This window comes from Mesorhizobium sp. W016, from assembly GCF_054719485.1.
In genome coordinates this window covers 3,952,655-3,978,555 of the sequence record NZ_JBTTIF010000002.1, presented here as the reverse complement: position 1 = coordinate 3,978,555, position 25,901 = coordinate 3,952,655, and the positions used below count along the sequence as shown (strand labels likewise).

Sequence of the window (25,901 nt, the reverse complement as noted above, 5' to 3'; positions counted from 1 at the left end):
TCGCCGATCTGAAGACACGAGCGCGTGTAGGGCGAGGTCTCCACGGGTCTGCGCGATTGCTTTTATGGCGGCCGTACTCTCTCTTATTGCCGGCCTCGTCGCGCCGGCGCATGCCCAGCAGAAGAACATCACGATCGGCGGGGGAAACGTCGTCCATGTGACGGTCGCGCCCGGCAACACGCTGACGATCACCACCAGCCGGCGCTTCGCCGATCTCGTCGTTGGCAATCAGACTGTGGCGGACGTCGTCCCGCTGACCGAACGCTCGCTCTATATCCAGGGTAAGGAGTCGGGCGCCACCAACATTTCGGTCTACGACGACGCGAAAAATCTTCTCGGCGTCATCGATGTGCGCATCATGCTCGACTTCAAGGAGATGGAAGCGGCAATCCGCGCAGCGGTGCCGAGCTCGAAGCTGAGCGTCAGCAATGTCAACGACCGCATCCGGCTTTCCGGCGTGGTCAAGGACGGCGTCGACCTGGCCCGGGCGATGGAGATCGCACAGCAATATTCGAGCCAACCGGTACTCAACCAGGTTCGCGTCTCTGACGCGCAGCAGGTGATGCTGGAGGTGCGCATCATAGAGGCGTCGCGCAGCGCGGGGCGGGATCTCGGGATCGGGTTCAATGGTGCGAGTGCGAGCGGTGGCCTCTTTACCGCGGCTCCCCGGCTTCACATCGGCGTCAACGATGACACGCATCAGCTCCAGACAGAAGTCGGCGGCGTCGCCACGCAGAACGGCACGCCATTCGGCGAGATGATCGCCAAGGTGCTGGAAGTTTCCGGCTGGCGTATCGACGTTGTCATCAACGCACTGGAGGCAAAGGGTCTCGTCCGCCGGCTGGCGCAGCCAAACCTAGTGACGATGAGCGGCACCACCGCCAGCTTCCATGCCGGCGGAGAGGTGCCGATTACGCGCGCAGTGTCCACTGGCGGGGAACTCGCGACCGAGATCAGCTACCGGCCCTATGGCGTCAAGCTCTCCTTCACCCCGATTGTCCTTGACAATGGGCTCATCAACCTGGTGATCGAGCCGGAAGTCAGCGAAATCGACCGTTCCGTCACCGTCAACGGCAACCCCGGCTTCATTTCGCGCAAGGCCAATGCCACGATCGAACTGCGTGACGGGCAGAGCTTCGCCATGGCCGGCCTGCTGCAGGCAGTCAACGCCGGCGACGTGCAGCAAATGCCCTGGCTTGGTCAGGTTCCGGTGCTTGGGGCGCTGTTTCGATCCACCTCGTTCCAGAAGCGAGAGAGCGATCTGGTGATCGTGGTGACGCCGCGCATCGTGCGGCCGACCTCGCCCGAGGAGAAGCTGCATTCGCCGCTGGACCAGACGCGGCCAGGCAATGACGTGGATATGTTTATGCTTGGCATGCTGGAGGTCGACAAGGACATGATGCGGGACTTCAAGGACGGCAAGGGCGTCATCGGCCCCTACGGCCACATCATCGATCTCGATTTCGGAGGGGCGTATGCAGTCGGCAAGAAATAGGATTGTAGTCGCTCTCTGCGCATGCTTGCTGATGAGCAGTTGCGCCGATTACATGGCACACAGGGATTCGGTGACGCTTGGCCTTGGCGATGCACCGCAGGCCAATATAGGCATCCAAACGATCAACCCGTTCCCGCCGGAAGCTTGGAATACCAGAATCCGTGGCGACGGACGCACGGTTGCAAGAGCGCAGCAGCGCTATGCGCCAACAGCGGTGATCGTGCCGGTGCCGGCGGTAGCGGCGGCTGGAACGGGGACGGCGAACTGAGGACGAGCAGAAGAGGACAGGCAAGGAGCAGGCGGCGGCTCTGGGGTTTGCGAGCATGATGCGGCGAAAACCGATAGTTGGGGCTGGGATATGAGACGTAAGATCCTCGATGTGCTGCTTGATGAGCGCGGCTATGTTACCGCGCTGACGCTGATTACGATGCCGCTGCTTCTGGGCTTCAGCCTGCTGGTCATCGATGTGTCGCGGGGCAACAATCTCCATACCGATCTGCAGAATGCCGTCGACGCGCTGGCACTTGCCGGCGCAAAAGAGCTGAACGGAGCGCCGGACGCAATCACGCGAGCCGATGCCGCGATTGCCGACCTGGTCAAGAACGAAGCAAGGTTTTCCGACGGCGGACCGGTCACCATGGACAACACCAAAGTCAGCGTGACCTACCTGACCACCATTCCGCGCAGCGACGACACATCGATCGATACAGCCTGGATTGCAACGAATGGGACGACGGACGGCACTGCCGCGGCCTATGTCCTGGTCCATTCGACGCCTCGCGCCATGACCTCGTTGTTTCCGATACCTGTGGGGCTGACAAATCCGACGCTGAATTTTGAGGCTGAGGCCGTCGCGACATACACCGCCGCTGCGTGTGACGTTACACCGATGTTCATCTGCAATCCATTCGAAGGTCAGGGTCTTTCGATGGAGCAAGCATACGCACAGGGGTTGACCTACAGCCGCGAACTGCAGGTGCTCAAAACCGACAGTACACCAGGGCCCGGCAATTTCGGACTGCTGGACACCGATATTCCGCTCAAGGACGCCTTCGCCAAGGGCGCCAGCGGACAGTGCTACACCAAGAAATCCGTGGTCACCAAGACCGGCGTCACGTTCGGCCAAGTGAATGTCGGCCTGAACGTGCGTTTCGACATATACGCCGGAAGTCTGGGTTCGGCGAAGGGCGATCCGCTGTATCGCCCCGCCACCAACGTTCGAAAGGGAGCCAAGTTTACGACTGGTTCGTCTGGCTGCGGCAAGGTGGACAGTGACGTTCCGACCAAGGCAATGGGATTCGGGCCAGGAATGTATCCGACGCCCAGCTTGGGTATCAGCACTAATGGTTCCTGGGACCGAGCCGGCTATTGGAGTCTGAACCATGTCAGCACTCCCTTCCCGGCGGCGCTTCAGAACGCGTCACGCTACGATGTTTACAGATATGAAATTGACCACAATCTTGTTGCGGACAGGGCGGGCAACAAGGGGAGTGGCGAAAACGGCGTCCCCCGTTGCTACACGGGCGCACCGGCGACACTCAGTGACAAACCGGACCGTCGCACCATCTTCGCGGCCGTTGTGAATTGCGGCGACTTTTCCGATTCGACCAAGCACACGACGATCAGCGGCAAAACGACTCTTAAGCCCGATGCATTCGTCAGCATGTTCCTGACAAACCCTATCGAAAAGCAGGACAACAGCAAAGAAGACGATACAACCGCCAGTGAAAAGCCGATTCGCCTGGAGATCGTGGATGTTACGGGCCAGGGCGGCAGCGGGACGCTGGATCAGTTTCTGCGCGAGGAGGCGCAATTGGTCCGATGATCACCTGGCTGAAGCGGCTTCTCGACCGGTTTCACCGCGACGAGCACGGCGCGGTCCTGGCCGAGGCGCTGATAATCGTGCCGTTCGTCACGCTGTTTTCCGTTGGCATCCTGGAATTCGGCAACATGTTCTGGGAAAAGGAGCAGGTTGAGACCGGGCTACGTGACGCGGCGCGCTATCTTGGTCGCTGCCAGCCAAGCAATGCGCTTTCCGGCTACGTGTCGCAATGCAGCGAAACGGTCGCCCAGAGCATCGCCTACTACGGGACATCCGACCCTGCTGCCACAACGCTGCGGGTGCCAGGATGGAGCCCTGGTGGAAGCACCATCGCATTCGCGACGGTTACTCGCTCAGGGGAAAAGGTTGTCGTCGCGAGCACGTCACTTGCCTACAGTGCCTCACCGCTGTTTGGCTGGCTTGGCATCGCCGGCATCACCATCGAGGCCTATCACGAAGAAAGGTATATCGGATGGTGACGGCCGCCCCGTTCCGATCCTTCGCTCATGAGGAGTCCGGTGCAACACTCGCCGAAGGGCTGATCGTCATGCCCTTAGTCCTGCTGATCTTCGCCGCCTTCGTCGAGTTTGGCTATGCGATGTTCCAGTGGAACCAGACCGTCAAGGCGTTGCAGTTCGGCGCTCGCAAGGCGGCGGTTTCGAGTTCGATCGTAGCCGGCTTCGACCCCGTGACCGTGACTGCCCTGGCGTCTGGGAGCACGAACGGCGGAGTGGCGATACCGGTCGGCGCGCTCGGCCCATGGACATGCACCGACAGACCCGCGTGCACCTCGGAACTCAACCGCATCGTCTATGGCGCCGCCACGGCGACATCATGCAACGCTGTAGGAACCGGAAGCCCGGCAATGTGCCAACTGAACCCGCGTATCGGGATCGATAATGTTCGCGTCACCTACATGATGTCGGGACTTGGCTATTACGGAAGGCCGGGGGGCGCGGTGCTAACCATACGGATGGAAGTTCTCGGCATCACCTTCGATTTGCCTATACTTGGCGCTATATTAGGCATCAATAATGTGACGGTTCCAGCCATGCCAGTAACCGTCACAAGCGAAGACTTGAACACGAACTCGGGCAGCTGACCAAGGCTGCGGAATATCGGGCATTCTCGGATGACAAGCCATATGAACTTTTCGAGAAGAATAAAGGTGCTGATCGCCTCGGCGGATCAGGCGGCGTCCGAGTTCATGCAGAGCTCGCTGTCGGCGCTCTCGCAATACGATTCCGAGGTGAAGGATCATGGCGCGCTGCTGGACAAGCGCATGGCGGTCGATCCGGCAAGCTACGATTTGCTGGTGCTCGACGCCGGCGATGGCGCCCTCCTCGAAAGCACCGTCGCGCAGGAACTGCGGCGCAAGTTCGCCGCGCTTCCGCTGATCGTGGTTTCCGATCCGCTCACCGACCAGCGCATGCGGCTGCTGCTGAAGCTCAACGGCAGCGACTGGATGAGAAAGCCGCTGGACCGCAAGAGCTTCCTGGAAGCCGTGACCGGAAATGTGCAGATGGCGCATTCAGGCGGCAACCATGTGCATGCGGTCGTCTCGGCGGTGGGCGGAGCCGGCGGAACCTCCGTCGCAATCTCGCTGGCAGATGCCCTTTCCCGCACGGCGAAGAAAACGCAAGTCAGCGTTGCCCTGTTCGATCTCGATTTTGCCACCGGCGCTTGCGGTCACTACCTGAATACGCCCAATGACTACGATTTACGGCCGATCATCGCCCAGCCTTCGCGGGTCGATCTGGAATTCATCGACATTATCAAGAAGAAGCACCAGCGCGGTTTTTCGCTGCTGTCGTTCCGCCAACCCGGCGTCACCATGGCTCCCACCGGCGGCGAACTTGTCCTGCGCATGCTGGACGTCGTGTCTCTCCAGAACAATCACACCGTGGTCGATATCCCCTATTACGAGACGAGCTGGAAGGATGAACTGCTGGCCGCGGTCAATTCCGTCCATCTGGTCACCGAATTGACCATTCCCGGCCTGCAGCAGGCCAAGGAAGTCTACAACCGGATCAAGAAGCTCAGAAGCGACGATATTGCCATCAAGGTCATCGCCAACAAGCATCGCAGGCGTCTCTTCAGCTTTGGCATTGGCAAGAAGGACGCCAACAACATCTTCAAGCAATCGAGCGCTATGGTCGTCGAGGACGACTGGGGCACCATGAACGAGGCCATCAATCGCGGCATGCTGCCGGCCGAAGTCAACCCGCGATCGAAATTCGTCCGCCAGATCGAAAAACTTGCCGAGGCCGTCAAATGACCGGTCTGGGTCGGATTAGCCGCTTCGCGCGCGACAGCGCCCGAGCCGGTCTTGTGTTGGTGGCCGTCGCCGGCATCGGCAGAGCTGACGCGACGGGGCGACGAAGCGACCCGGTGCCGAAGAGCCTTGGGCCGATCACCAGGCGCGTCGTTGCGACGGAGACCAGGGAAAAGCCGGGAACAATCCTGATCTCGACCGCGGCGCGAACGCTCGACTTCGTCGTGGCGCCGGGCAAAGTCGCCAGATATTCGATCGGCGTAGCCAAGGATGGGTTCGTGTGGACCGGCACCGTGCGTGTCGGCGGGAAGGCCGAATGGCCGGAATGGCGGCCGCCGACCGAGATGCGCCAGCGCGATCCGCGGCTGCCGGAAATGATGCCGGCAGGCCCTTACAATCCGCTTGGCGCCCGCGCGATCTATCTGTTCAAAGGGCAGCGCGACACACTCTACCGCATCCACGGCACCAACGATGCGCCCTCGATCGGAGGATTCGTGTCTTCCGGCTGTTTTCGCATGACCAACGCCGATGTGCTGAAGCTTTATGGCGAGGTGCACATTGGCGCAAAAGTGATTGTCGAATAGGAAGAGCGGGCGGTATGGCCAACGGCATCATTGGACGATTTTACAGGTCACGTTCCGAGGATCTGCCGCAGGCGCCTGTCGCGGCGTTCGACCTCGCGCTCGCGGAGAAGAGCAAGACCGAAGTCGTTGCTTCCGTGCCGGCGATGACCGAGGAGCCGAAACCGGAGGAGCGCGGTGCTCTTGGCCCCGACATGGTTTCGGAGCGTGTGAACCTGCACCGCTATCTTCTGGACCGTATCAATCTCGGACTGCTTGAGACCGCGCAGAATGACGAACTCGCGGCAGAAATCCGGCCGCTGGTGCGCGAATACGTCCGGGCGCGGAATTTCCCGCTCAATGCACGTGAGCTCGACACCCTGATCAGCGACATTACCGACGAGATGCTCGGGCTCGGCCCGATAGAGCCGTTGCTCAAGGACGATACGATTTCCGATATCCTGATCAACGGCCATGAGCACGTCTACATCGAGCGCTATGGCCAGCTTGAGGATACCCCTATCCGGTTCAAGGACGAAGATCACCTTATGCGCGTGATCAACAAGATCGTCACGACCGTCGGGCGACGTGTGGACGAGTCGTCGCCGCTGGTCGACGCCCGGCTTCCCGACGGGTCCCGCGTGAACGCTGCCATCAGGCCAGTCGCGATCGATGGTCCGCTCGTCTCGATCCGCAAGTTTTCGCGCCGCCCGTACACGCTCGACCGCCTTGTCGAAAGTCATTCTATGGCCAAGGCAATGCAGGTTCTGCTGACCGCGGCGGTCAAGGGCAAGGTCTCGATGATCATCTCCGGCGGGACCGGCTCCGGAAAGACCACCATGCTCAACGCGCTTTCGTCGCAGATTTCAAACCGCGAGCGCTTGATCACGATCGAAGACGCCGCCGAATTGCAGCTTCAGCAACCCCATGTCGGCCGGCTCGAAACGCGGCCGCCGACGCTGGACGGACGCGGCGAAATACGCCAGCGCGAGCTCCTGAAGAATGCGCTTCGCATGCGGCCCGACAGGATTATCGTCGGCGAAGTTCGCGGTGAGGAAGCGTTCGACATGCTGCAGGCCATGAACACCGGTCACGAAGGATCGATGACCACCATTCACGCCAACACGCCGCGGGACGCGGTCTCCAGGCTTGAGCAAATGATCGGCATGGCCGGCATGCCGATGTCGCAGCTGAGCATCAAGTCCCAGATCGCTTCGGCAATCACCTTGATCGTCCAGGTCGAGCGCCTTCACGACGGCACGCGGCGCCTGATGTCGGTCACCGAAATCACCGGCATGGAGGGCGACGTCGTCCAGATGCAGGAGATCATGAAATTCCAGAAGCTTGGCGTTGACGACTTGAACAGGGTGAATGGTCAGTTCCGGGCAACCGGCATCCGTCCGCGATTCCTCGAGCATATCGCCGAACTCGGCTTCCAGCTGCCGGGCGACATTTTCGATCCGGCACGCTCGTTGGTGTAGGTGTGCAATGGAACTCATGCTCGTTTACGCAGCGGTTTTTATTGGTGGCCTGATACTGTTCGAGCGGGTCACGGGAATTGTCGCGCATCGCTTCCAGCGAAGCAGCGCGCTGAACTACCGCCTCAAGCTTCTGCAAGGCAACGAGGACAATCTCAGAGTCTTAAAGGGGATGGTTCGCGAAAGGGCGCTTGACTATGATCGAGGCGGTATCAAGCCGGTGGTTCAACTGCGACGGTTGTTCGCGCAATCCGGACTGAAACTGGACGTTTTGAGGCTGGCGATCTACGCGCCTGTGGCTGCGGCACTGGTTTGGTTGTTACTAAGCTACTTTGGCGTTTCGACTATTCCAAAAATCATTCTAGTGGTCTTCTTTTTGGCCGCCTTGCCGCTTGTCTTCGTGATGCGCAGGCGCGGGGCTCGGATAAGAAAATTCACTGCCCAATTGCCCGGCACACTCGACGTGGTGACTCGAAGCCTTGCGGCTGGGCACCCATTGCCGACAGCGATTTCTATGGTCTCGCGGGAATTGCCCGATCCCATAGGGACGGAGTTCGGCATGCTAAGTGACGAACTCACCTACGGAACCGACCTCAACGATGCGATGCTCAACATGATTGAGCGCGTCGGAGCGGAGGACCTGAAGCTTCTGGCGATCTCGATGAGCGTCCAGCGTGGAACAGGCGGAAATTTTGTCGAGATCCTGGAGAACCTGGCGAACGTGATCCGCGAACGAGCGATCCTTCGAGCGAAGGTCAGAGCCTTGTCCGCCGAAGGCAGGATAACAGCCCTGACCATGTCGGCATTCCCTTTTATCCTTTATTTCCTGATCAGCACGCTCTCTCCGACATATTTCGACCCTGTCTGGGCAAGTGGATATACCAACGCTATTTTCACGATCGCCTTCATCGTGATGGCTATCGGAAATTATATTCTTTATAAACTTGTGAATTTCAATTTTTGAGTGCGATAGATGAATGAGACACTGATCCTCCTTGCCACTTTCATCGGCGTTCTGCTTTTTTCGACGGTCATTGTTGGAAGAATTGCGAGCCAACGCGAAGTGGCGTCCAGGCTGACAGATACAGCGGCCGACGGCGAGGCGATCAGCGGTTCCTATTACGGACCTGCTTCCGAAATAGCCGATGACAAGTATGGTGTCTTGATCAAGCACTATTTCAATGTGGTCAGGAAAGACACGAATTCGAATTCCCTGCCGAACCGGCTCTTGCGAGCGGGGTTCTTTTCGCCGCGGGCGAGTGCAATATTTCAGGCCGCGCGTGCCGCGATCTCCTTACTGGGGGTGCTTGGTATATTTCTGGTTGTCGAGCACTATTTGGTCAGCATTTCCAGGACGATGGCGATTCTCATGTCGATGTTGTGCGGGAGCTTTGTTTTTTTCATCGCCGGCGTCGTGCTCGAACGCATGGGCGTTGCCAAGGAGAAGGCCTATCGCAGGATCTTTCCCGATTTCATGGATATGTTGATCGTTTGCGTCGATTCTGGCCTGAGCGTCGAAGCGGCGGCCGATCGTGTCGCACGGGAGTTCATGGCGACCCGTCCCGATTTCGGGTTGCACCTTTCCATCATGATGCTTGAGGTGCGCGGCGGCCGGCGCTTGCGCGATGCATTGACCAACCTGGCGACCCGCCTGCGCATCGACGAGGCCAGGTCGCTTGCCGTGCTGTTCCGGCAGTCGGAAGAACTTGGCTCCAGTGTCACGAAGAGCCTTCGCGTCTACAGCAAGGAAATGCGTCAGATGCGAATCCTGCGCGCCGAGGAAAAGGCCAATGCCCTGCCTGTCAAGATGCTCTTTCCGTTGGCTGTATTTCTGTTTCCGCTGAGCCTGATTATCGTCCTGGTGCCGATAATGATGCGCGTCGTTTCGATGCTGAAGTCGATGACGCCCGGGTAGCGCGCAACTCAGATCCGTCGAGGTAGAGCAACCCGCTCATCCCGCGCGTCAACGATATCCGTGAAAAGCCCATGGAGTCGGGCTGAAACAAGCGCCAATAAATAGGACGCGGGCCCAAGTCACGCCAAATTAAACCGCGATTCCCGGGCGTCGGTCCGTCTCCGGCCGGGTGCAAGTTGCCGTCCTGTGGCGATATGAGGCGCAAAGCGGCCGTCTACACTCGACGCCCGCCAAACTGCCGGAAGCCGAATCTCCTTCCCGCTTCGTCCAGGAGCCCCAGTAATTCGGGCTGAGGTGCGACCCAGAAAGTTCGAACAGCTTCCATGAACCGCAGAAAAATTGGACGCCGCATCGGAGAATGAGGTTCACGGATATCCCGGCGAACATCCGGATTGGAACGGTCAATGTCGTCGGGAAGAAGGGCGTCCGAAAAGGGCAGTCGGCGCCGCCGTCGTGGGAACGAAAAAGAAGAGAAGCAGAACTTACGTGTGCGATTTTTGCACACGGTATCATGCAGCTATCTGATATTACTCATCATCTATCCCATCCATCATCGGTGCAATGGCCAGTCTATGCTCTTGATTTTTCAGCATCTGTTTAACATCAGAACCTTAGAACCTGCCGCACACGCTGCGTCAGCGAGACCTCCCTGCAACGCGACGTTGCGCGGCGCCGGGGCACCGACACCAAGTCGATCGCAGTGAGACGCCGACAAAGCCTTGTTAGCGCGCCTGAAGCCTTCGGCGAACTCATCGACCTCCATATCGACGACATGTGCGATGTAGGCAAGTCCCCTCGCCGCTCCAAGGCCGCAGCCCTCGCTATGCTCCGAACATCTGGGGAAGTGCAGCATCGCCACCCTCGATCGCGAACGGCTCGTTCGCTTCGGTCGTGATCGAGCCGCCCAGGGCGGACGATGAGTCTCGGTATCGACATCACCTAGGGAAAGTCGTTGAGCGTCGTTCCTGGATGATCTGCCTGGTCGTGATCGCGACAGCCGCTGGCGAGAGCCGCCAAACTCGCATGAGATTGTCTGAAGCGGAGGACCATCCATGGAAGGACCCATTTCGACCTATTTTGCATCGATTGAACCCGTGGCCCCCGACGTTTTCTGGACCGCTTGCTGCATCCGGCGCGGCATTTCAAACATCCCCACGACGTTTTGGCCGACGTTGCCCTGGCTGTTCAGGAGTAGCGCGCCATTCTTTCGTCATGGGCGTCGGATGCCTGCGCCGTAGAATCCGTGCCAGCGCTTCGCATGCTGCCGGGAGCGGGTGAACCGGTCAGCTTCGACACGATCATGGATGCGTTGCAACAGTTGGATCAATCGGATGAGCGTGCCGGTCCTGACTGCAGTGACAGCGCGGCAGTGGCCGCGTTCGTACCATTCGTCGATCGGATTTAAGGGCGACGTAGTTGTTCTTGCACCATGGACCCGTCGGCGAGTGACCCCGCCGGCGGGAGGGGTGTGGCATCGGTGCGTTCGCCCAGATTGCCGATGAAAATTTTCCTATTCTTCCTCTTGAAGGTGCACGTCGCGATTCTAAATGATGGTCGCCGGCCGCCCAATGGGGCCGGCAACACCAGGAGGCGGCAAGGCTCTTGGCGCCTTCTGTTGTCCATGTTGCTCAAGGAGGATGTGGCTATGAAGACAAACCTCGATTTTACCCCTCTATACCGGTCCAGCATCGGCTTCGACCGCATGGTCGACATGCTTGAAAGTGCGAGCCGTGTGGCCTCGTTCGACAACTGGCCGCCCTGCGATATCGCCAAGGTTGATGATGATCAGTATCGCATCACGATGGCGGTCGCCGGTTTCTCGCAGGACCAGCTGACCGTCACCCACCAGCCCAACATGCTGGTTGTGAGCGGGTCGCAATCCGGCGATGAGAACGGCCGGTATCTGTACCGCGGCATCAACGGGCGCGCTTTCGAGCGTCGGTTCGAACTGGCCGATCATGTCAAAGTCGAGGGCGCCAGCCTTGAGAACGGGCTGCTGAGCATTCGATCTCAAGCGCGAGGTTCCCCAGGAGATGAACCCGCGCAAGATCGAAATCTCCAGCGGGGCTCCCATGCCGAAGATCGAGGCGCCCAAGGTCGAGACCGACAAGCTGGCCGCCTGAGCAATCCACCATGAAGGCTTTCGCTTGAGCCGGGCGTCCCGCCCGACTCAGAGACCTACAAAAGGAGAAAGACAATGAGCGTACGTGACTTGATCCCATGGGGCCGGGGCAACGGAAACTCGGCGCCCAGTCTCTTCCCCGACGGAGATCGAGACCCCTTCGTCTCCCTCCACCGGGAGGTAAACCGGCTGTTCGATGACGCCTTCCGCAGCTTTGGCGCCAGACTGCCGGCCTTCGGTCCCTCTTTCGCCGACAGTTGGCCGAGTGTCGAAATCTCCGACACGGACAAGGAAGTCCGCGTCACGGCGGAAATACCTGGCCTGGACGAGAGCGACATAGAAGTCCTGCTGGAAAATGGGGCGCTCAAGCTTAAAGGCGAGAAGCGTTCCGAGACCGAGGACAAGGACCGGCAGTTCTCCGAGCGCTTCTACGGTCGCTTCGAGCGCCTCATTCCGCTCGGCTACGAGGTTGAAGAAGACAAGGTCAACGCCGCCTTCAAGAACGGGGTGCTGACCGTGACGTTGCCCAAGACCGAGCGGGCGCAGGCGAAGGCCAAGCGGATCGCAATCAACGGGAAGAACTGACGGATGCAGTATGGGTGGCGGCCCTTACGGCCGCTGCCCGTGCGACCCTTCATAACGGGAGGGACAGGCAATGGAGACAGTTCAAAGCAGCGACAACAGAAACCTAACCAGGACGTCCGTCCGGCCGGACAATGACAATCGGCCTCGTCTAGACGGGCCGGCTTTGTCAATGGGACGGTCAGTGTTTCCGGACGGCGCAACGGCGCGGATCTACCAGCCATGCCGCCCGGCCATGACCTCGGCAAAGCCCCGCAAGGCCTGGCGATTGGTCTTCGAACGCCCGCACAGCCCCGTTCATCGAGCCGCTGATGGGCTATACCGGTGGCCGGGACACCCTGACCCAGGTTGAACTGAACTTTCCGACGCTGGAAGCGGCGATCCGTTATGCCGAGCGTCAAGGCCTCAACTATGTCGTGCAGGCTGCACCTCCTGCTTCCCAGGCCAAGGTCACGCGCCAGCATGCATCGGAGGAGAAACAGGCCTTTTCCGACCTGGTTTGGCAGCGGCTGCAGTTGGCTTGGCTCCAGGCAAGCCACGGCTATGGCGCCGGTGCACAGGCAGCGCACATACAGACGGCGCTTTCGGGGCCCGAGACATTCTACGCCTCTCCGATGGAGGTTGTGGGTGACCCAGTGCTAGCACCCGACGAGAAACGCGCCGTGCTCAAGAACTGGGCCTGGAACGAGTATCTGATCGACATGGCCACCGCCGAAGGCATGCCGGAAAATGCACGCCCGTCGCGATTGGACGAGGTCCAACTCGCTTTGCTGGCCTTGGAAGCCCGAAACCGGGGCTTCCAGACCAGTACCAGCCCGGTGCACTCCCGGATAGCCGCTTGATGAGGCAAGAATGAACCCACTGATCGTCTTCGACGCCCAACGGACCGTTCCGAACCCCTTCCCGCTTGCGGTCGCGGCAGCGGGCGGGTGCGCGCCTACAACATTCCCAATGGGTGGGCGCCCGATTGCGCCTCGGCAGAACTCGGCCCAGTTGTTAGGATCGCGCCGATATGGACGTTCCAATGAATTGGCGACAGAGGTTCCTATGTATCAATCCTTCAACGGCTCCGCCCATCCCCTGGCACCGAAAGAGATCGCGATCGCTGCCGTCCCCGAAGACGAGCGTGTCTGGGTCCCACAGGCGGAGGGCGTGTGGTTCCGACCACTTATGCTCAACACAATGCAAGGGCAGTGGTGCAATCTGCTCCGCGTACGCCGGGCCGGGATATTAAGCCGTCATCTGCATCCGGCCCCCGTGCATGGCTATGTGATCAAGGGGCGTTGGCACTATCTTGAACACGACTGGATGGCAGAGACCGGATCTTACGTTTTCGAGCCGCCCGGTGAAATCCACACGCTCACGGTTCCAAGCGACGTGCCCGAGATGATCACCTTCTTCAACATCTCCGGCTGCATGGTTTACCTGGACAAGGATAACAAGCAGATTGGTTTCGAGGACGTTTTCACCAAGATCGACATGTGCAGAAATCACTATGCGAGCGTGGGTCTCGGTGACGATTTCGTCGATCAATTCGTACGGTAGACATCCGCCCGTTTGTCTTCCGCTGCGATGAGTTCGCGCTCCGCCACAGAGGCGAAACGAGGAGATTTTGGTGACCGATTCCATATGGGCCATGCCCTTCTTCGCGGGCAAGATCGTCGTCATTACCGGAGGCACGACAGGCATCGGAAACGGCATCGCCATGGCGTTCGCCGGGGCCGGGGCAATCGTCCACGCGACGGGGGCCACGGCCGCCGAGGTGGCGGCCGCTCGTGCATACGGCACCGCCGTCTCGTATTCAGTACTCGACGTCCGGGACATGACTGCGGTCGAAGGATATTCCAGTCAGTTCACATCCGTTGCAGCGCTCGTAAATTGCGCAGGGGTAAACCTGCGCGCCGCCGAATTCACTGTCCAGGGTTTCGAAACGGTGGTCGATATCAATCTCACCGGCTCCATGCGGAGTGCGAGCGCGTTCCGAGGGGCACTCTCGAACGGGGGCGCCATCGTCAACATCGCCTCGATGTTCGCGTTTTTCGGCGCAGCTCATGCGCCGGCTTACGCCGCATCCAAGGGCGCCATCGTGCAACTTACCAAGTCGCTCGCCATCGCCTATGCCGGGGATGGCATTCGCGTAAACGCATTGGCGCCTGGCTGGATCGAGACCGCCATGACCGCCGCGCCACGGGCCGATCCAGCTCGCAACGCGGAATTGATGAAACGCACTCCGATGGGTCGCTGGGGTACGCCGGGCGACCTGACCGGCCCCGCCTTGTTCTTGTGTTCGCCGCTCGCGGGCTTCATCACTGGGGCAATTCTGCCGGTTGACGGTGGCTATCTCATTGCGTGAGGCGTTGGCTATGCTGCGCGACCGATCTCCAACCCTGTGTCGTCGAGATCAAGATCGAACGCGACCAATCGACCATGCCTGACCGCAATTGCCGCCACCAACTCCGCAAGCTCGCCATCCGTATGCTCGCAAAAAGCTGCCTGTTTCCTGACAATCGTGACCGCATCCCGGGTCGATACGACAGAGAACGGCCTCCGGGATCTCACGAATGATTCCGCAACCTCGGCGACGGATGAAGCTCGGTCAAAATTATCTTGCATACTTGCACCTCTGTACGACGCTAGCCCAAGCTCGGCCCGTGCAAATTGTTCCCATTGGCCTAATGCAGCCTGATTGGCATCCGGCTTGGGCTCCTTGTGTGCGAAGGCCGGGAGCAACGCGACATGGCCGTCGCCGTCTGCCTTAGACAGTCGGCTGGACGCATTCGTCTCCGAATACGAACACGGGGCCGGACGCCTAAAAACGAGGAGAATCAGATGTGTCCAAGCCGCTCGCCAAAGTTTCCGATCCTCGGATCACCGCAGTTCCCGCGCAACAAGTCGCCGGGAGGACTGTTTGCTCGCGTTAATTGCGGTCGACCGACTCCTGGCTCATTCGCCGCCTCGCCAGTTGGCTCCGGTCAGCCGGCCTCGTCCGTCTCCGTCATCGCTGGCCGGCGGACGATCCAATCCACCAAACCGGCTTCGGTCTGCTCGCAGGCCACGAATTCGCGCACCAGACTTCGCGCCAGCTCGCGCCATTGACACTCGGGCACGTTCATCTCCGCGATCAGATCTCGGCATGCAGCGCGTATGATGTCGGCATCGAAGGCTGACACGGCGACAGGACCACGGTCTGTATTCTTTGCTCGAGGAGTGTCGTCGCCCTGACGTTCGCGAAAGCGCCTCAGCACCTCGCGCGATGCGGCGATCGCTTGTCGGGTTTGACTCATAGCCTCGTAAAATCCAACTTCGCGGACCGGTGAGCGGTGCCGCCATAGAATGAAGTCCTCCATAACCGCATGCGCAGTGTCCGTACGCGTTGCAACCATCGCCGCCTCCCTGCAGGCGCACCCAATGCTTGCAGCTTCTGCCGGTGTTCGGGCGGCCGCCTGCATTTGTCGTGTCGCTGCTATGATCGCGTGAGTTAAAGCCGGTGAAGCGTCGCTGCAATTACAAATGTAAGTGTGGCATCCGATAAGTGGTATGCCCGCTGGCTGCGGCGGCGGCGAGTTCGTTCTTCACGGTCGAAGTCTTCCTCGGCGAAGCGCTCTCCGCGTTGCCGGAACGAGGAAGCAGGATCTGGACAAAATGCATGCGGCCGTGCCGCCGTTCAGGGGGCGCTATTGGCGAAAATCCGCCAATTTGTGCCAGTCGAAGACAACGCCCACTCCAGGCTCGTCGGGTGCTATCGCCAAACCATCCTGAAGCCTAAGCGGCCCAGTGGTATAATGGTCAATATCAAAACTATGCGCCTCCACCCAGCCGGCATTTGTCTGACCTGCAACGAGACTGACATGAAGTTCCTGCATCCCGTGACTGCAGACCGGAATGCCAGCCTTGCGTGAGAGCGCTGCCACGCGCAGCCAGCCGGTGACCCCGCCGCAGTTGGAGGCGTCGGGTTGGATGTAGGCGAGATTCGACCAAGCGAAGGCATGCTCGAACTCCTCGATGACATGCAGGTTTTCTCCCATTGCCAGGGGCATTCCGGTCGCCTTGGCAATGCTGGCGTAACCCTCATAGTCGTCGGGTATGATGGGCTCCTCGAACCACAGCAGATCGTAGGCGGCGAATGCTCTCGCTGCCTCGATCGCTCGCGGGACGTCCAGCGCGTAGTTGGCGTCAACCATAAAGGTGACATGAGGGCCGATGCGCTCGCGAACTGCCTTCACCCGGGCCACATCCTCGGCAAGGTCGTCCTTGCCGACCTTGATCTTCACCCCGGTGAAGCCGGCATTGAGATAGGAATCGATGCTGGCCAAAAGCTGATCTAGGGTGAAGTTTAGGTCGATGCCGCCGCGATAGGCCTTGGCGCTCTTCCCGGCCCCGCCCGCCATCTGCCAAAGCGGCAGGCCGCTACGCCGGCCCTTGAGGTCCCATAATGCGATGTCGATCGCCGAGATCGCGAAAGAAGTGATGCCGCCGCGCCCGACATAGTGGATGTGCCAGAGCATGCCGTCGTAGATCGTGTCGATTTGCGTTGCGTCGCGTGCCTTGAGGAACGGCGCGAGGTCGTGATCGATCATTGCCTTGATCGCATAGCCGCCCCTGCCGCCGGTGTAGGTGTAGCCTGTGCCCTCGGTGCCGTCGGCAAGCCTCAGCGTGACGGTGACCAGCTCGAAATGCGTGTGCGCGCCGTGCTTCGCATCGGTCATCACCTCACGCAGTGGGACCCGAAACAGCCGGGTCTCGACTTCCTTGATTTCGGTGCGGCTCATGCTGCGCTCCATTCACGTTTTTTCATCGGACCATAATTGCACCGGCAGCGCTGACTGGCAACAATGTGGCTGATCTTTCAGCGGTTCTGAAGCCAATCCGTCATTTTTGGTCCTACAAAAGCATCAATCCGCTTGTGCTTTGGTCCGATTTACCTTCTAATAACAGGACCATCTGGGAGGAAAAGGCTTGCTGGATACGGAAGAGCGTCCTGAGATGCCCGCGGCTATTCTCGCCGCCCGCGCGGCCGACGCGATGGTGGCCGGCATAGAGGCCGACATCACGTCCGGAAGGCTTGGCGACGGCAGCTACCTGCCGGCCGAGCGCGAACTGATGATCGAGTATGGTGTCGGCCGGGGCGTTGTGCGTGAGGCGATTGCGCGCCTGGCCAGCCGCGGCCTGGTGGAAGCGCGTCCGCGGTTCCGACCCGTGGCGCGCCGGCCCGGCCTGGATGCCGCGCTCGGCGCCCTCGACGGCATTGTAGGACATCTGCTGAGCGACCAGGCGGGCGTGAAGAACCTCTACGACATGCGCGTCTTCCTCGAGGCGTCGCTGGCGCGCAACGCCGCCATCCATGCCCGCAAGGATGACGTCACAGCCCTGAGGGCGGCGCTGGCGATGAATGAGGCGGCCATCCCGGATTCCGAGAAATTCTATGCGACGGACGTGGCGTTCCACGCAGCGCTCTATGACATCGCGCGCAACCCGGTGCTGCCTGTCGTGCACAAGGCATTTACCGCCTGGCTGTCGCCGCATTGGATGCGCATGCCACGGTCGCCCGAGCGCAACCGCGTGAATTTCCTCAGCCATCGTGAAATCTGCACGGCCATCATTGAGCGAGATCCTGACGGCGCCGAGCGGGCGCTGCTCAACCACCTCTCGGCGGCCTGGGAGTATGTCCGCGGAACATTCGAAAGCCGTGAGGCGCCGGAAGCATGACGCAGTCCTACGACCATATCGTGGTGGGCGGCGGAGCAGCCGGCTGCGTCGCGGCGGCAAGGCTTGTCAAAGCGGGACGGCGAACCCTGCTGCTGGAGGCCGGCCATTCCCATCATCACCCCTTGCTCGACATGCCGCCCGGCATCTTCAAGATGATCAACGGCTCGAAATTCATGCGCTATCACCGCACCGAGCCGCAGGCCCATCTCGACGGGCGCGTCCATGAAATCTCGCAAGGCAACGTGCTGGGCGGCGGCACCTCGGTCAACGCCCAGGTCTACATGCGAGGCCGCTCGGCCGATTATGAGGAATGGGACGAGCTGCTGCGCGGCAACAATGCCGGCGTACGCTGGAACTGGCAGGCGGTGCTGCCGCATTTCACCGGCATGGAGGGAAACAACCGCCTCGGCGGCGAACTGCATGGCAGCGAAGGTCCGCTGCTGGTCTCGGATCCAGGCCACATCGATGATGTTTCCCGTTGGTTCGTCCAGGCCGTCCAAGGCCTTGGATTGCCGTACAACCATGACTTCAACGGACCGTCGCAGCGCGGGGTCGGCTTCTACCAGTTCATGAACCGGCGGGGAAAGCGGAGCAGCGCCGCCTACGCCTTCATCGAGCCGCTGACGAATGATCCCAAGCTGACGCTGAAACTCAATTGCACAGTCAGCCGGCTGCTGATCGAAAAAGGTCGGGTCACCGGCGTCATCTACTCGGATGCGTCGGGCGCCGAGCATACCGTCCATGCGGATGCCGACGTGATCGTCTCGTCCGGTGCCCTCGTCTCGCCGAAACTGCTCATGCTGTCCGGCATCGGCCCCGCCGAGGCGCTTGCCGGGCACGGCATTTCCTGCGTCGCCGACCTGCCCGGGGTCGGCGAAAACCTGATCGACCATCCGGAGGTGCCGATCATCGCCACCGCAAACGGCCCATACGGCTATTTCAGGCAGGGCCAAGGCTGGCGGATGATCAGGAACGGCCTGCATTTTAAGCTCTTCGGCACCGGCACGATCCTGTCAGCGGGGGTGGAGGCCGGAGCCTTCGTCAATCCGGCCGATCCCGAGGGCGAACCGACGATCCAGGCCTTCTGCGTGCCGCACGTCTATCTGGACCGCGATATCCTGACCTTGGTCGAGAACACCTATGGGCTTACCGTGACGACAGTGGTGGTGAAGCCAAAGTCGCGCGGTTTCGTAAGGCTGCGTTCGGCGGATCCGAAGGACATGCCGATCGTTTCGCCGAACCTCCTTAAACATCCCGACGACATGAGGGAAATGATCTCCGGCCAGCGTTATTTCCTGCAGGCTTTTCAGACCAAGCCGCTCGCCGATCGGGTCAAGGCCATTGCCGTGCCAAGCCAGGATGATCTCAGCGACGAAGCCATGACAAAGCATTGCAAGCGCTTTGTGAAGACCAACTACCACCCGGCCGGGACATGCCGGATGGGCTCGGACAGCGACCGGATGGCGGTGCTGGACGCGGCGCTGCGCGTGCGCGGAATAGACAATCTGCGGGTTGCCGACATGTCGGCCTGCCCCAACATCAATGCCGGCAATACGGCGGCGCCCGCCATGATGCTGGGCGACCGCTGCGCCGACTTCATTTTGGAGGCGGCATAGAGCCTGATCCAGCTTGCCGACGGCGTCATCGCCAAAGCCGTCAAGGCCGATATCGTGAGGAAATTACACAGTCGCTGAAAGCGACAATAAAGGAGGAAAGAGCATGATCATTACCCGTCGAAAACTATTGGTTGGCTCCGCCGCCGGCGCGGTCGCGCTGACACTCGGCTCACGCGCCTTCGCGGCGCTCCCGCCGCTCGCCAAGAAGGACAAGTACAAGGTCGGTTTCGCGCAGACGGAAAGCAACAATCCGTGGCGTCTTGCCGAGACCAAGAGCATGCAGGACGAAGCCGCCAAGCTCGGCCATCAGCTGGTCTACACGGATGCCGCCGGCTCGTCGGCCAAGCAGGCCTCCGACGTGAACTCGATGATCGCGCAGGGCGTCGACGCAATCTTCCTGCCGCCCCGCGAAGACAAGCCCCTGGTGCCGGTCATTCTTGCCGCGCGCGATGCCGGCATACCGGTGTTTCTGGTCGACCGCGACGTTGATCACACCATGGCCAAGCCGGGCGAGGATTATGTCTGCTTCATCGGTTCGGATTTCATCGAGGAGGCGACCCGCGTCGGGGAATGGCTGATCAAGAACGCCAATGGCAAGTCGAAGATCATCGAGCTGGAAGGCACGACCGGAGCCTCGGCCGCTACCGACCGCAAGAAAGGCTTCGACGATTTCATCGCCAAGCACTCGCAGTTCACCATCCTGGCGTCGCAGTCCGGCGACTTCGCCCGTGACAAGGGCCGGCAGGTCGCCGAGACGCTGCTTCAGGCGCACCCTGATGCGGATATCATCTACGCGCACAATGATGAGATGGCGCTGGGCGCCATCGCCGCTCTGGAAGCCGCCGGCAAGACCCCGGGCAAGGATGTGCTGATCTTGTCGATCGACGGCGAGAAGGAAGGCGTTCAGGCGATCATCGACGGCAAGATCGGCGCTATCTGCGCTTGTAGTCCGCTGTTCGGGCCGAAGGCCTTCGCTACGATGGCCGACTATGCGGCCGGCAAGAAGATCCCGCCGTTCATCAAGAACGAGGATGCCTTCTTCGACGCCACGAACGCGAAGAAAGACTTCGATATTGCGTTCTGATATCCACTTTCTTTCCAGTTGCCCTACCCGCTTCGGCGGGTAGGGTTTGGGAGTTTGACGATGACCGCTCAGCCGGACCAAGCCGCGCTGCTCCTGGACATGCGTGACATCCAGAAGCGTTTTGCCGGCATCCCTGCCCTGGCCGATGCCTCGCTCCAGGTTCTTCCGGGCGAGATCCACGCACTCATCGGCCAGAACGGTGCGGGCAAATCGACACTTATCAAGGTGCTCACCGGCTATTACCGCCGGGATGCGGGGCAGGTGCTGTTCGAACGGAAGCCGTTCGAAGTTGGGTCTCCGCATCAGGCGCAGGTCAGCGGCATCAGCACCATCTACCAGGAGATCAATCTCGTACCGCTGCGCTCGGTGACCGAGAACATCTGCCTTGGACGCGAGAAGCGCCGCCGCGGCCTGCTCGACTGGAGCGCGATGCATGCGGAAGCCGAGCGCCTGCTCAGCCGCTTCTCGATCGGCATCGACGTGCGCCGCCCGCTCAGCGATTTCAACACCGCCACGCAGCAGATGGTGGCGATCGCCCGCGCCATCGGCTTTTCCGCCCGCCTCGTGATCATGGATGAGCCGACCTCCTCGCTGGACGAGCGTGAAGTCTCGGTCTTGTTCAGCGTTATCCGTCAGCTCAAGGCCGACGGCGTCTCCGTTCTGTTCGTCAGCCACAAGCTCGACGAGTTGTACGAGGTCTGCGACCGGGTCACGATCATGCGTGACGGCCGCACGGTGCGAAGCGCGGCGATGAGCGACATCGGCAAGCTGGAGCTGGTCGCGGCCATGCTCGGCCGCGACGTCGCAGCCGTCGAAGGCCACGCGACCGCCTTCGGCGAACGCGATCGGTCGAGGATCGGTGATGTGCTGTTTACCGCGCAAAGGCTGGCAGCCGGCCAGTTGGTCCGTGACGTGAGCTTCGACCTGCGCCGCGGCGAGATCGCCGGCTTTGCCGGCTTGCTCGGCGCCGGCCGCACCGAAACAGCCCGCCTCGTATTCGGCGCCGACCGCCGGAGCGCAGGCGAGATGACGATGGAGGGCGCGTCCTACCATCCCGCACGGGCCGCCGATGCCATCGCCGCAGGGATGGGCTTCTGCACCGAGGACCGCAAGGCCGAGGGCATCGTGCCGGAAATGACCGTCGCGGAGAACATAACACTGGCACTGCTGCCGAAAATCAGCCGCAATGGCATCCTGAACGAGGCCCGGCAGAAGGAGATCGTCGAGCGCTTCATTCGTGAACTCGACATCAAATGCTCGGGGCCTAACCAGAAGGTCCGCGAGTTGTCGGGCGGCAACCAGCAAAAGGTGCTGCTTGCCCGCTGGCTGGCAATGAACCCGAAGCTGCTCATTCTCGATGAGCCGACGCGCGGCATCGATGTCGGGGCCAAGGCCGAGATCCAGCGCCTCATCCGCAAGCTTGCCGATGACGGGCTCGGCGTGCTGATGATCTCCTCGGAACTCGAGGAAGTGATGGAAGGAGCCGACCGCATATTCGTGCTGCGCGAAGGAGTGAGGGTGGCCGAACTGGAAGGCCAGGCAGCCGACGAGGAGGACGTGCTCGCGGCGATGGCGCATGGTGGCGCGGCGAAGGAGGCAGCGTGAGCGATCTGGCCACACCATCCGCAGCCAACGACGCTGGAAACCGCCGCTTTGATGTGTTCGGTTTCCTGGCGCGCTACGGCACGGTGATCGCGCTTGTGCTGCTGGTGGTCTTCAACCTTGCCTATACGCGCAATTTCGCGACTCTGCAGACACTCAACGTCAACCTGACCCAGGTCTGCACGATTGTGATCGTCGCGGTGGGGATGACCCTGGTGATCGCCACCGGCGGCATCGACCTGTCGGTTGGTTCGCTGATGGCGATCTCCGGCGCATTGGCGCCGATGATCTTCATGGGCACGATCTTCCCGGTCGGAAACATCTATCTGGCGGTAGCCGTCGCGATGATTGCCTCGATCCTCGTCGCCGGCCTGTTCGGGCTGTTCAACGGCTGGTTGGTCTCGCGTTTCCGCATCCAACCGATCGTCGCAACGCTCGTGCTGTTCATCGCCGGGCGCGGGATCGCGCAGGTCATGACCAACGGCAATCTGCAGACCTTCCGCGTGCCGCAATTCCAGTGGATCGGACTTGCCCGCCCGCTCGGCATTCCCGCGCAGGTCATCATCATGGCCGTGCTGGTTGCGGTGGCCGCTTGGGCCCTTCACCGCACGGTGTTCGGGCGAAGCATCCTGGCGGTCGGCGGCAATGAAAAGGCCTCTGAACTCGCCGGCATCGCCGTATCGAGGATCAAGCTCGCTGTCTATGCGATCAGCGGCCTGTGCGCGGGGCTAGCCGGTCTCGTCGTCATTGCGATCAACTCCTCCAGCGACGCCAATCTCGTGGGGCTGGGCATGGAACTCGACGCCATCGCGGCGGTCGCGGTGGGCGGCACGCTGTTGAGTGGCGGAAAGGCCACAATCATCGGCACCCTGCTGGGCGCACTGACCATCCAGTTGGTGCGCTACACGCTGCTCGCCAATGGCGTACCCGACGCCGCTGCGCTCGTCGTCAAGGCCGGCATCATCGCATTCGCCGTCTGGCTGCAGCAGCAACACCGGGTGTAATCCATGAACAGCGCCAGACTGGTTCGCATCATCGGCACTTACGGTGTCGTCATCGCGCTTGCAGCCCTCGTCCTGTTCGGATTCCTGCGCTACGACCGCTTCCTCGGCCTCTTCAACGTGATGAGCGTTCTGCGCTACAACTCGATGTTCGCGCTCGTCGCGCTCGGCATGTGCTTCGTGATCATGACCGGCGGCATAGACCTGTCCGTCGGCTCCGTCGCAGCCTTGGGCAGCGTCGCGTCAGCCCTGGCGAGCCCGCACGGCATCGTGGCAGGCCTTGCAGCGGGCGTTGGCGCCGGCCTGGCAGCCGGGCTGATCAACGCGCTCCTGGTTACACGCGGCAACCTGATGCCATTCATCGCCACGCTTGCCACCATGCTGGCCGCAAGCGGCTCGGCGCTGCTTCTGGCCGGCAACCAGACGGTTTCGGTGTCTTACGATTCGGGTTTCACCGCCATCGGCCAAGGGAATTTCTGGATTTTCCCGATTCCGGCAGTCATCGCCCTGGTTGCCTATGCCGTCGGCTCAGTGGTCCTGAACTACACCAGCACGGGACGGACGGTGCTGGCCATCGGCGGTGGCGAGGATGCCTCGCGGCTGATGGGGCTGCGCACTGACCGCGTCAAATTTCTCGTCTATGTCGCAAGCGGGTGCCTGGCCGGGCTCGCCGGCGTCGTCCTCGCTTCTCAGTTCGGCGCAGGCCAGCCGATCGAGGGCGTCGGCTGGGAGCTGTTTGCCATCGCAGCCGTGGTCGTGGGCGGGACGCTGCTGACCGGCGGCTCGGGCTCGGTGTTGACCACGCTGGCCGGCGTGCTGTTGCTCGGGATCCTTTTCAACGTCCTGAACTTCGAAAACGGCATGGGTTGGATTTCGCTGTCAGCCTACTGGCAGTCGGTGATCCGCGGGCTGTTTTTGCTCGTCGTCGTCCTTCTCCAGGCACGGCTTACGGCAAGGCGCGAAACTGCCTGAGGATGGCGAGCGCCTTCGAGCACGATGAGCTCAAAAGAGCTCTGGCGCTGCAGAATCAGTGCGCGTTGCGCACCCGGCCCAATGAGCGCATCCCGCAGACTTTCTGCGGCGATGCTTCCCCGGTGCACCTGGGGTCCGACACCCTTGGAGCGGGATCCGCAAGCGGATCGTGGTGCAGTCACATGGTCGTCCTGGAGACGGTCATTTCCCGGCGACCGCCACGAACACGGACTGCCCCTGCCTTTCCAGCCGAAACAGGATGGGCTTGCTCTGCCGGCGAGAGTTCGCCCACTCCTCGACGATGTCCGAAGGCTCCGTCACGCGGCGATTGTTGGCCGATATGATGACATCGCCCGGCTGCAATCCGCTCCGGGCGGCAAGGCCATCGGGAACCACTTCCACGACGAAGACGCCGGTCGTTCCTGATTTGATGCCGAGCTGCTGACGCGCCTGATCCGGAATCTGGCTGAGCGATAGGCCGAGGCCTTCGGCCGCCGACCTCTTGTCGGGAACAGCGCCGGTCTTCACCTCCGCATCCTTGCGCTCACCGATGACAAGCGCGATCTCCTGGTCCTTGCCGCCGTTACTCCGTGTCAGAGTGGCCTTGCTGCCAGGCTTCTGGCTAGCCGTCGCAAGCGTGAGGTCATGGACACCCTCAATGCCCTTGCCGTTGAACCGGGTGATCACGTCACCCGGCTTCAAGCCGGCTTTCTCCGCCGGGCTGCCGGGCTCGACCGAAGCAACCAGCGCGCCCTTGTCATCCTTCATCCCGAGGGCCTCAGCCAGCGACGGCGTGATGTCCTGCAGGCGGACCCCGATGAAGCCACGCTCGATCCGGCCGGTTCTAATCAACTGGTCGGCGATGCTCTGGGCGGTGCGCGATGGCACCGCAAATCCGATCCCGATGCTGCCGCCCGACGGCGAGACAATGGCGGTGTTGACGCCGATCACCTCGCCACGTGCGTTGAACAGCGGACCGCCCGAGTTGCCTCGATTGATCGACGCGTCCGTCTGGAGAAAATCGTCGTACGGCCCGGCTTGAATGTCTCGCGAGCGGGCCGACAGAACGCCGACAGTGACTGTCCCTCCGAGTCCGAAGGGACTGCCGATCGCGATTGTCCATGCGCCCGGCTGCATTGCATCCGAGTCACCCCATTTGGTCGTGGTCATGTTGGGCCGCGGGTCGACCTTCAGCACCGCTATATCGGTGGCGGGGTCACGGCCGACCAATTGCGCCGGCGCCGTTTCCTTGTCGGAAAATACGACATGGATCTCTGTCGCATCGGCAACGACATGGTTGTTGGTGACGATGTAGCCGTCGGGACTGATCACAAATCCGGAGCCAAGCGCCTCCCTCACCTGTGGCTGAACGGGTCCGAGGCCCTGGCCGTCGAACGGACTTGTAAAGTCGCCCGCCGTCGTCTGTTCCTGGACAACCTCCCGGGTCGTGATCGCGACCACGGCCGGCAATTTCTGCTGAATGATCGCCGTGAAGTCGGTCGGGGTATCCTGGGCCAGGACAGGCGCCACGCCACTGGCCGAGAGCATCAGCGCAACCGCGATCAAGCGCGTTGCAAATCGTCTTTGCATATCGTGAGACATTGCTGGACCTCCTGCCGGACAGCCCCGGCCGCTCGGCCGCGCCGCGCGGAGCCGGTGCTCCGGACGCTA

Annotated in this window: 23 protein-coding genes and 1 pseudogene; 21 read left to right on the top strand and 3 right to left on the bottom strand. The window is 61.2% G+C overall.

The features are described from left to right. Positions 1–64 precede the first annotated feature (64 nt). From ACYG9V_RS19730 to ACYG9V_RS19660, 15 genes and pseudogenes are all read left to right on the top strand, one after another. A complete protein-coding gene (locus ACYG9V_RS19730; RefSeq protein ID WP_352763460.1) occupies positions 65–1,495 on the top strand; it encodes a type II and III secretion system protein family protein in 1,431 nt (476 codons plus the stop codon). 52 nt (positions 1,496–1,547) lie between these two features. Further along, positions 1,548–1,763 carry a hypothetical protein gene (locus tag ACYG9V_RS19725; RefSeq protein ID WP_352520340.1) on the top strand — a complete coding sequence of 72 codons (216 nt, stop codon included), beginning with the start codon at positions 1,548–1,550 and terminating at the stop codon, positions 1,761–1,763. Positions 1,764–1,853: 90 nt separating this feature from the next. Continuing rightward, positions 1,854–3,320, top strand: coding sequence for a TadE/TadG family type IV pilus assembly protein (locus ACYG9V_RS19720; RefSeq protein ID WP_352520339.1), 1,467 nt, complete (start codon positions 1,854–1,856; stop codon positions 3,318–3,320). Further along, complete coding sequence (locus ACYG9V_RS19715) at positions 3,317–3,796, top strand: TadE/TadG family type IV pilus assembly protein (RefSeq protein ID WP_352520338.1); 480 nt, start codon at positions 3,317–3,319, stop codon at positions 3,794–3,796. The genes ACYG9V_RS19720 and ACYG9V_RS19715 overlap by 4 nt, the downstream gene beginning before the upstream one ends. Continuing rightward, the gene (locus ACYG9V_RS19710; protein ID WP_352520337.1) at positions 3,790–4,419 is read left to right on the top strand and encodes a TadE/TadG family type IV pilus assembly protein; all 630 of its coding nucleotides are present in this window, start codon (positions 3,790–3,792) and stop codon (positions 4,417–4,419) included. Before ACYG9V_RS19715 ends, ACYG9V_RS19710 begins: the two co-directional genes overlap by 7 nt. Before the next feature lie 42 nt (positions 4,420–4,461). Further along, complete coding sequence (locus ACYG9V_RS19705) at positions 4,462–5,595, top strand: pilus assembly protein (RefSeq protein ID WP_352763465.1); 1,134 nt, start codon at positions 4,462–4,464, stop codon at positions 5,593–5,595. Then, positions 5,592–6,176 carry a L,D-transpeptidase gene (locus ACYG9V_RS19700; protein ID WP_352520335.1) on the top strand — a complete coding sequence of 195 codons (585 nt, stop codon included), beginning with the start codon at positions 5,592–5,594 and terminating at the stop codon, positions 6,174–6,176. The genes ACYG9V_RS19705 and ACYG9V_RS19700 overlap by 4 nt, the downstream gene beginning before the upstream one ends. A gap of 14 nt (positions 6,177–6,190) precedes the next feature. Next, on the top strand, positions 6,191–7,633 hold the full coding sequence (locus ACYG9V_RS19695) for a CpaF family protein (RefSeq protein WP_352520334.1): 1,443 nt from the start codon (positions 6,191–6,193) through the stop codon (positions 7,631–7,633). 7 nt (positions 7,634–7,640) lie between these two features. Beyond that, entirely contained in the window at positions 7,641–8,594 is a 954-nt protein-coding gene (locus tag ACYG9V_RS19690) for a type II secretion system F family protein (RefSeq protein ID WP_352763468.1), read from the top strand. A 9-nt stretch (positions 8,595–8,603) separates the two neighbouring features. Next, positions 8,604–9,545: a type II secretion system F family protein gene (locus tag ACYG9V_RS19685; protein WP_352763470.1), complete on the top strand. Its 942-nt coding sequence runs from the start codon at positions 8,604–8,606 to the stop codon at positions 9,543–9,545. A 1,645-nt stretch (positions 9,546–11,190) separates the two neighbouring features. Then, a pseudogene (locus ACYG9V_RS19680) lies at positions 11,191–11,668 on the top strand (Hsp20 family protein). Positions 11,669–11,742: 74 nt separating this feature from the next. Then, on the top strand, positions 11,743–12,252 hold the full coding sequence (locus tag ACYG9V_RS19675) for an Hsp20/alpha crystallin family protein (RefSeq protein WP_352763472.1): 510 nt from the start codon (positions 11,743–11,745) through the stop codon (positions 12,250–12,252). Between the two features lie 308 nt (positions 12,253–12,560). Beyond that, positions 12,561–13,091 carry an NADH dehydrogenase ubiquinone Fe-S protein 4 gene (locus ACYG9V_RS19670; RefSeq protein ID WP_352763474.1) on the top strand — a complete coding sequence of 177 codons (531 nt, stop codon included), beginning with the start codon at positions 12,561–12,563 and terminating at the stop codon, positions 13,089–13,091. 205 nt (positions 13,092–13,296) lie between these two features. Continuing rightward, on the top strand, positions 13,297–13,794 hold the full coding sequence (locus ACYG9V_RS19665; RefSeq protein ID WP_023706884.1) for a 2,4'-dihydroxyacetophenone dioxygenase family protein: 498 nt from the start codon (positions 13,297–13,299) through the stop codon (positions 13,792–13,794). A 70-nt stretch (positions 13,795–13,864) separates the two neighbouring features. Continuing rightward, complete coding sequence (locus ACYG9V_RS19660) at positions 13,865–14,602, top strand: SDR family oxidoreductase (protein WP_023706883.1); 738 nt, start codon at positions 13,865–13,867, stop codon at positions 14,600–14,602. Between the two features lie 619 nt (positions 14,603–15,221). Here ACYG9V_RS19660 and ACYG9V_RS19655 read toward each other — a convergent pair. Both ACYG9V_RS19655 and ACYG9V_RS19650 read right to left on the bottom strand, forming a co-directional pair. Beyond that, the gene (locus ACYG9V_RS19655) at positions 15,222–15,632 is read right to left on the bottom strand and encodes a hypothetical protein (protein ID WP_023724417.1); all 411 of its coding nucleotides are present in this window, start codon (positions 15,630–15,632) and stop codon (positions 15,222–15,224) included. A gap of 291 nt (positions 15,633–15,923) precedes the next feature. Next, the gene (locus ACYG9V_RS19650; protein ID WP_352763476.1) at positions 15,924–17,018 is read right to left on the bottom strand and encodes a mandelate racemase/muconate lactonizing enzyme family protein; all 1,095 of its coding nucleotides are present in this window, start codon (positions 17,016–17,018) and stop codon (positions 15,924–15,926) included. 187 nt (positions 17,019–17,205) lie between these two features. On the opposite strand from ACYG9V_RS19650, the gene ACYG9V_RS19645 reads away from it, so the two are divergent. The 6 genes from ACYG9V_RS19645 to ACYG9V_RS19620 all read left to right on the top strand — a co-directional run bounded on the left by ACYG9V_RS19645 (position 17,206) and on the right by ACYG9V_RS19620 (position 24,230). Beyond that, complete coding sequence (locus tag ACYG9V_RS19645) at positions 17,206–17,955, top strand: FCD domain-containing protein (RefSeq protein ID WP_023682469.1); 750 nt, start codon at positions 17,206–17,208, stop codon at positions 17,953–17,955. Further along, positions 17,952–19,571, top strand: coding sequence for a GMC family oxidoreductase (locus ACYG9V_RS19640; RefSeq protein WP_023706880.1), 1,620 nt, complete (start codon positions 17,952–17,954; stop codon positions 19,569–19,571). The genes ACYG9V_RS19645 and ACYG9V_RS19640 overlap by 4 nt, the downstream gene beginning before the upstream one ends. Positions 19,572–19,674: 103 nt before the next feature. Beyond that, entirely contained in the window at positions 19,675–20,655 is a 981-nt protein-coding gene (locus tag ACYG9V_RS19635; RefSeq protein ID WP_023682467.1) for an ABC transporter substrate-binding protein, read from the top strand. Positions 20,656–20,715: 60 nt separating this feature from the next. Beyond that, the gene (locus ACYG9V_RS19630) at positions 20,716–22,260 is read left to right on the top strand and encodes a sugar ABC transporter ATP-binding protein (protein WP_023693473.1); all 1,545 of its coding nucleotides are present in this window, start codon (positions 20,716–20,718) and stop codon (positions 22,258–22,260) included. Further along, entirely contained in the window at positions 22,257–23,261 is a 1,005-nt protein-coding gene (locus ACYG9V_RS19625) for an ABC transporter permease (RefSeq protein WP_023693472.1), read from the top strand. Before ACYG9V_RS19630 ends, ACYG9V_RS19625 begins: the two co-directional genes overlap by 4 nt. Before the next feature lie 3 nt (positions 23,262–23,264). Further along, positions 23,265–24,230 carry an ABC transporter permease gene (locus ACYG9V_RS19620; protein WP_023672667.1) on the top strand — a complete coding sequence of 322 codons (966 nt, stop codon included), beginning with the start codon at positions 23,265–23,267 and terminating at the stop codon, positions 24,228–24,230. Positions 24,231–24,431: 201 nt separating this feature from the next. Here ACYG9V_RS19620 and ACYG9V_RS19615 read toward each other — a convergent pair whose 3' ends face one another. After that, positions 24,432–25,832, bottom strand: a complete 1,401-nt coding sequence (locus tag ACYG9V_RS19615) for a Do family serine endopeptidase (RefSeq protein ID WP_023693471.1) — start codon at positions 25,830–25,832, stop codon at positions 24,432–24,434. Between the last annotated feature and the right edge of the window lie 69 nt (positions 25,833–25,901).

Excerpts from the sequence above, each read along its gene's own strand:
- ACYG9V_RS19730 (WP_352763460.1), top strand. The coding sequence starts at position 65 with ATGGCGGCCGTACTCTCTCTTATTGCCGGCCTCGTCGCGCCGGCGCAT.
- ACYG9V_RS19725 (WP_352520340.1), top strand. The coding sequence starts at position 1,548 with ATGGCACACAGGGATTCGGTGACGCTTGGCCTTGGCGATGCACCGCAG.
- ACYG9V_RS19720 (WP_352520339.1), top strand. The coding sequence starts at position 1,854 with ATGAGACGTAAGATCCTCGATGTGCTGCTTGATGAGCGCGGCTATGTT.
- ACYG9V_RS19715 (WP_352520338.1), top strand. The coding sequence starts at position 3,317 with ATGATCACCTGGCTGAAGCGGCTTCTCGACCGGTTTCACCGCGACGAG.
- ACYG9V_RS19710 (WP_352520337.1), top strand. The coding sequence starts at position 3,790 with ATGGTGACGGCCGCCCCGTTCCGATCCTTCGCTCATGAGGAGTCCGGT.
- ACYG9V_RS19705 (WP_352763465.1), top strand. The coding sequence starts at position 4,462 with ATGAACTTTTCGAGAAGAATAAAGGTGCTGATCGCCTCGGCGGATCAG.
- ACYG9V_RS19700 (WP_352520335.1), top strand. The coding sequence starts at position 5,592 with ATGACCGGTCTGGGTCGGATTAGCCGCTTCGCGCGCGACAGCGCCCGA.
- ACYG9V_RS19695 (WP_352520334.1), top strand. The coding sequence starts at position 6,191 with ATGGCCAACGGCATCATTGGACGATTTTACAGGTCACGTTCCGAGGAT.
- ACYG9V_RS19690 (WP_352763468.1), top strand. The coding sequence starts at position 7,641 with ATGGAACTCATGCTCGTTTACGCAGCGGTTTTTATTGGTGGCCTGATA.
- ACYG9V_RS19685 (WP_352763470.1), top strand. The coding sequence starts at position 8,604 with ATGAATGAGACACTGATCCTCCTTGCCACTTTCATCGGCGTTCTGCTT.
- ACYG9V_RS19675 (WP_352763472.1), top strand. The coding sequence starts at position 11,743 with ATGAGCGTACGTGACTTGATCCCATGGGGCCGGGGCAACGGAAACTCG.
- ACYG9V_RS19670 (WP_352763474.1), top strand. The coding sequence starts at position 12,561 with ATGGGCTATACCGGTGGCCGGGACACCCTGACCCAGGTTGAACTGAAC.
- ACYG9V_RS19665 (WP_023706884.1), top strand. The coding sequence starts at position 13,297 with ATGTATCAATCCTTCAACGGCTCCGCCCATCCCCTGGCACCGAAAGAG.
- ACYG9V_RS19655 (WP_023724417.1), bottom strand. The coding sequence starts at position 15,632 with ATGGTTGCAACGCGTACGGACACTGCGCATGCGGTTATGGAGGACTTC.
- ACYG9V_RS19650 (WP_352763476.1), bottom strand. The coding sequence starts at position 17,018 with ATGAGCCGCACCGAAATCAAGGAAGTCGAGACCCGGCTGTTTCGGGTC.
- ACYG9V_RS19640 (WP_023706880.1), top strand. The coding sequence starts at position 17,952 with ATGACGCAGTCCTACGACCATATCGTGGTGGGCGGCGGAGCAGCCGGC.
- ACYG9V_RS19635 (WP_023682467.1), top strand. The coding sequence starts at position 19,675 with ATGATCATTACCCGTCGAAAACTATTGGTTGGCTCCGCCGCCGGCGCG.
- ACYG9V_RS19630 (WP_023693473.1), top strand. The coding sequence starts at position 20,716 with ATGACCGCTCAGCCGGACCAAGCCGCGCTGCTCCTGGACATGCGTGAC.
- ACYG9V_RS19620 (WP_023672667.1), top strand. The coding sequence starts at position 23,265 with ATGAACAGCGCCAGACTGGTTCGCATCATCGGCACTTACGGTGTCGTC.
- ACYG9V_RS19615 (WP_023693471.1), bottom strand. The coding sequence starts at position 25,832 with ATGTCTCACGATATGCAAAGACGATTTGCAACGCGCTTGATCGCGGTT.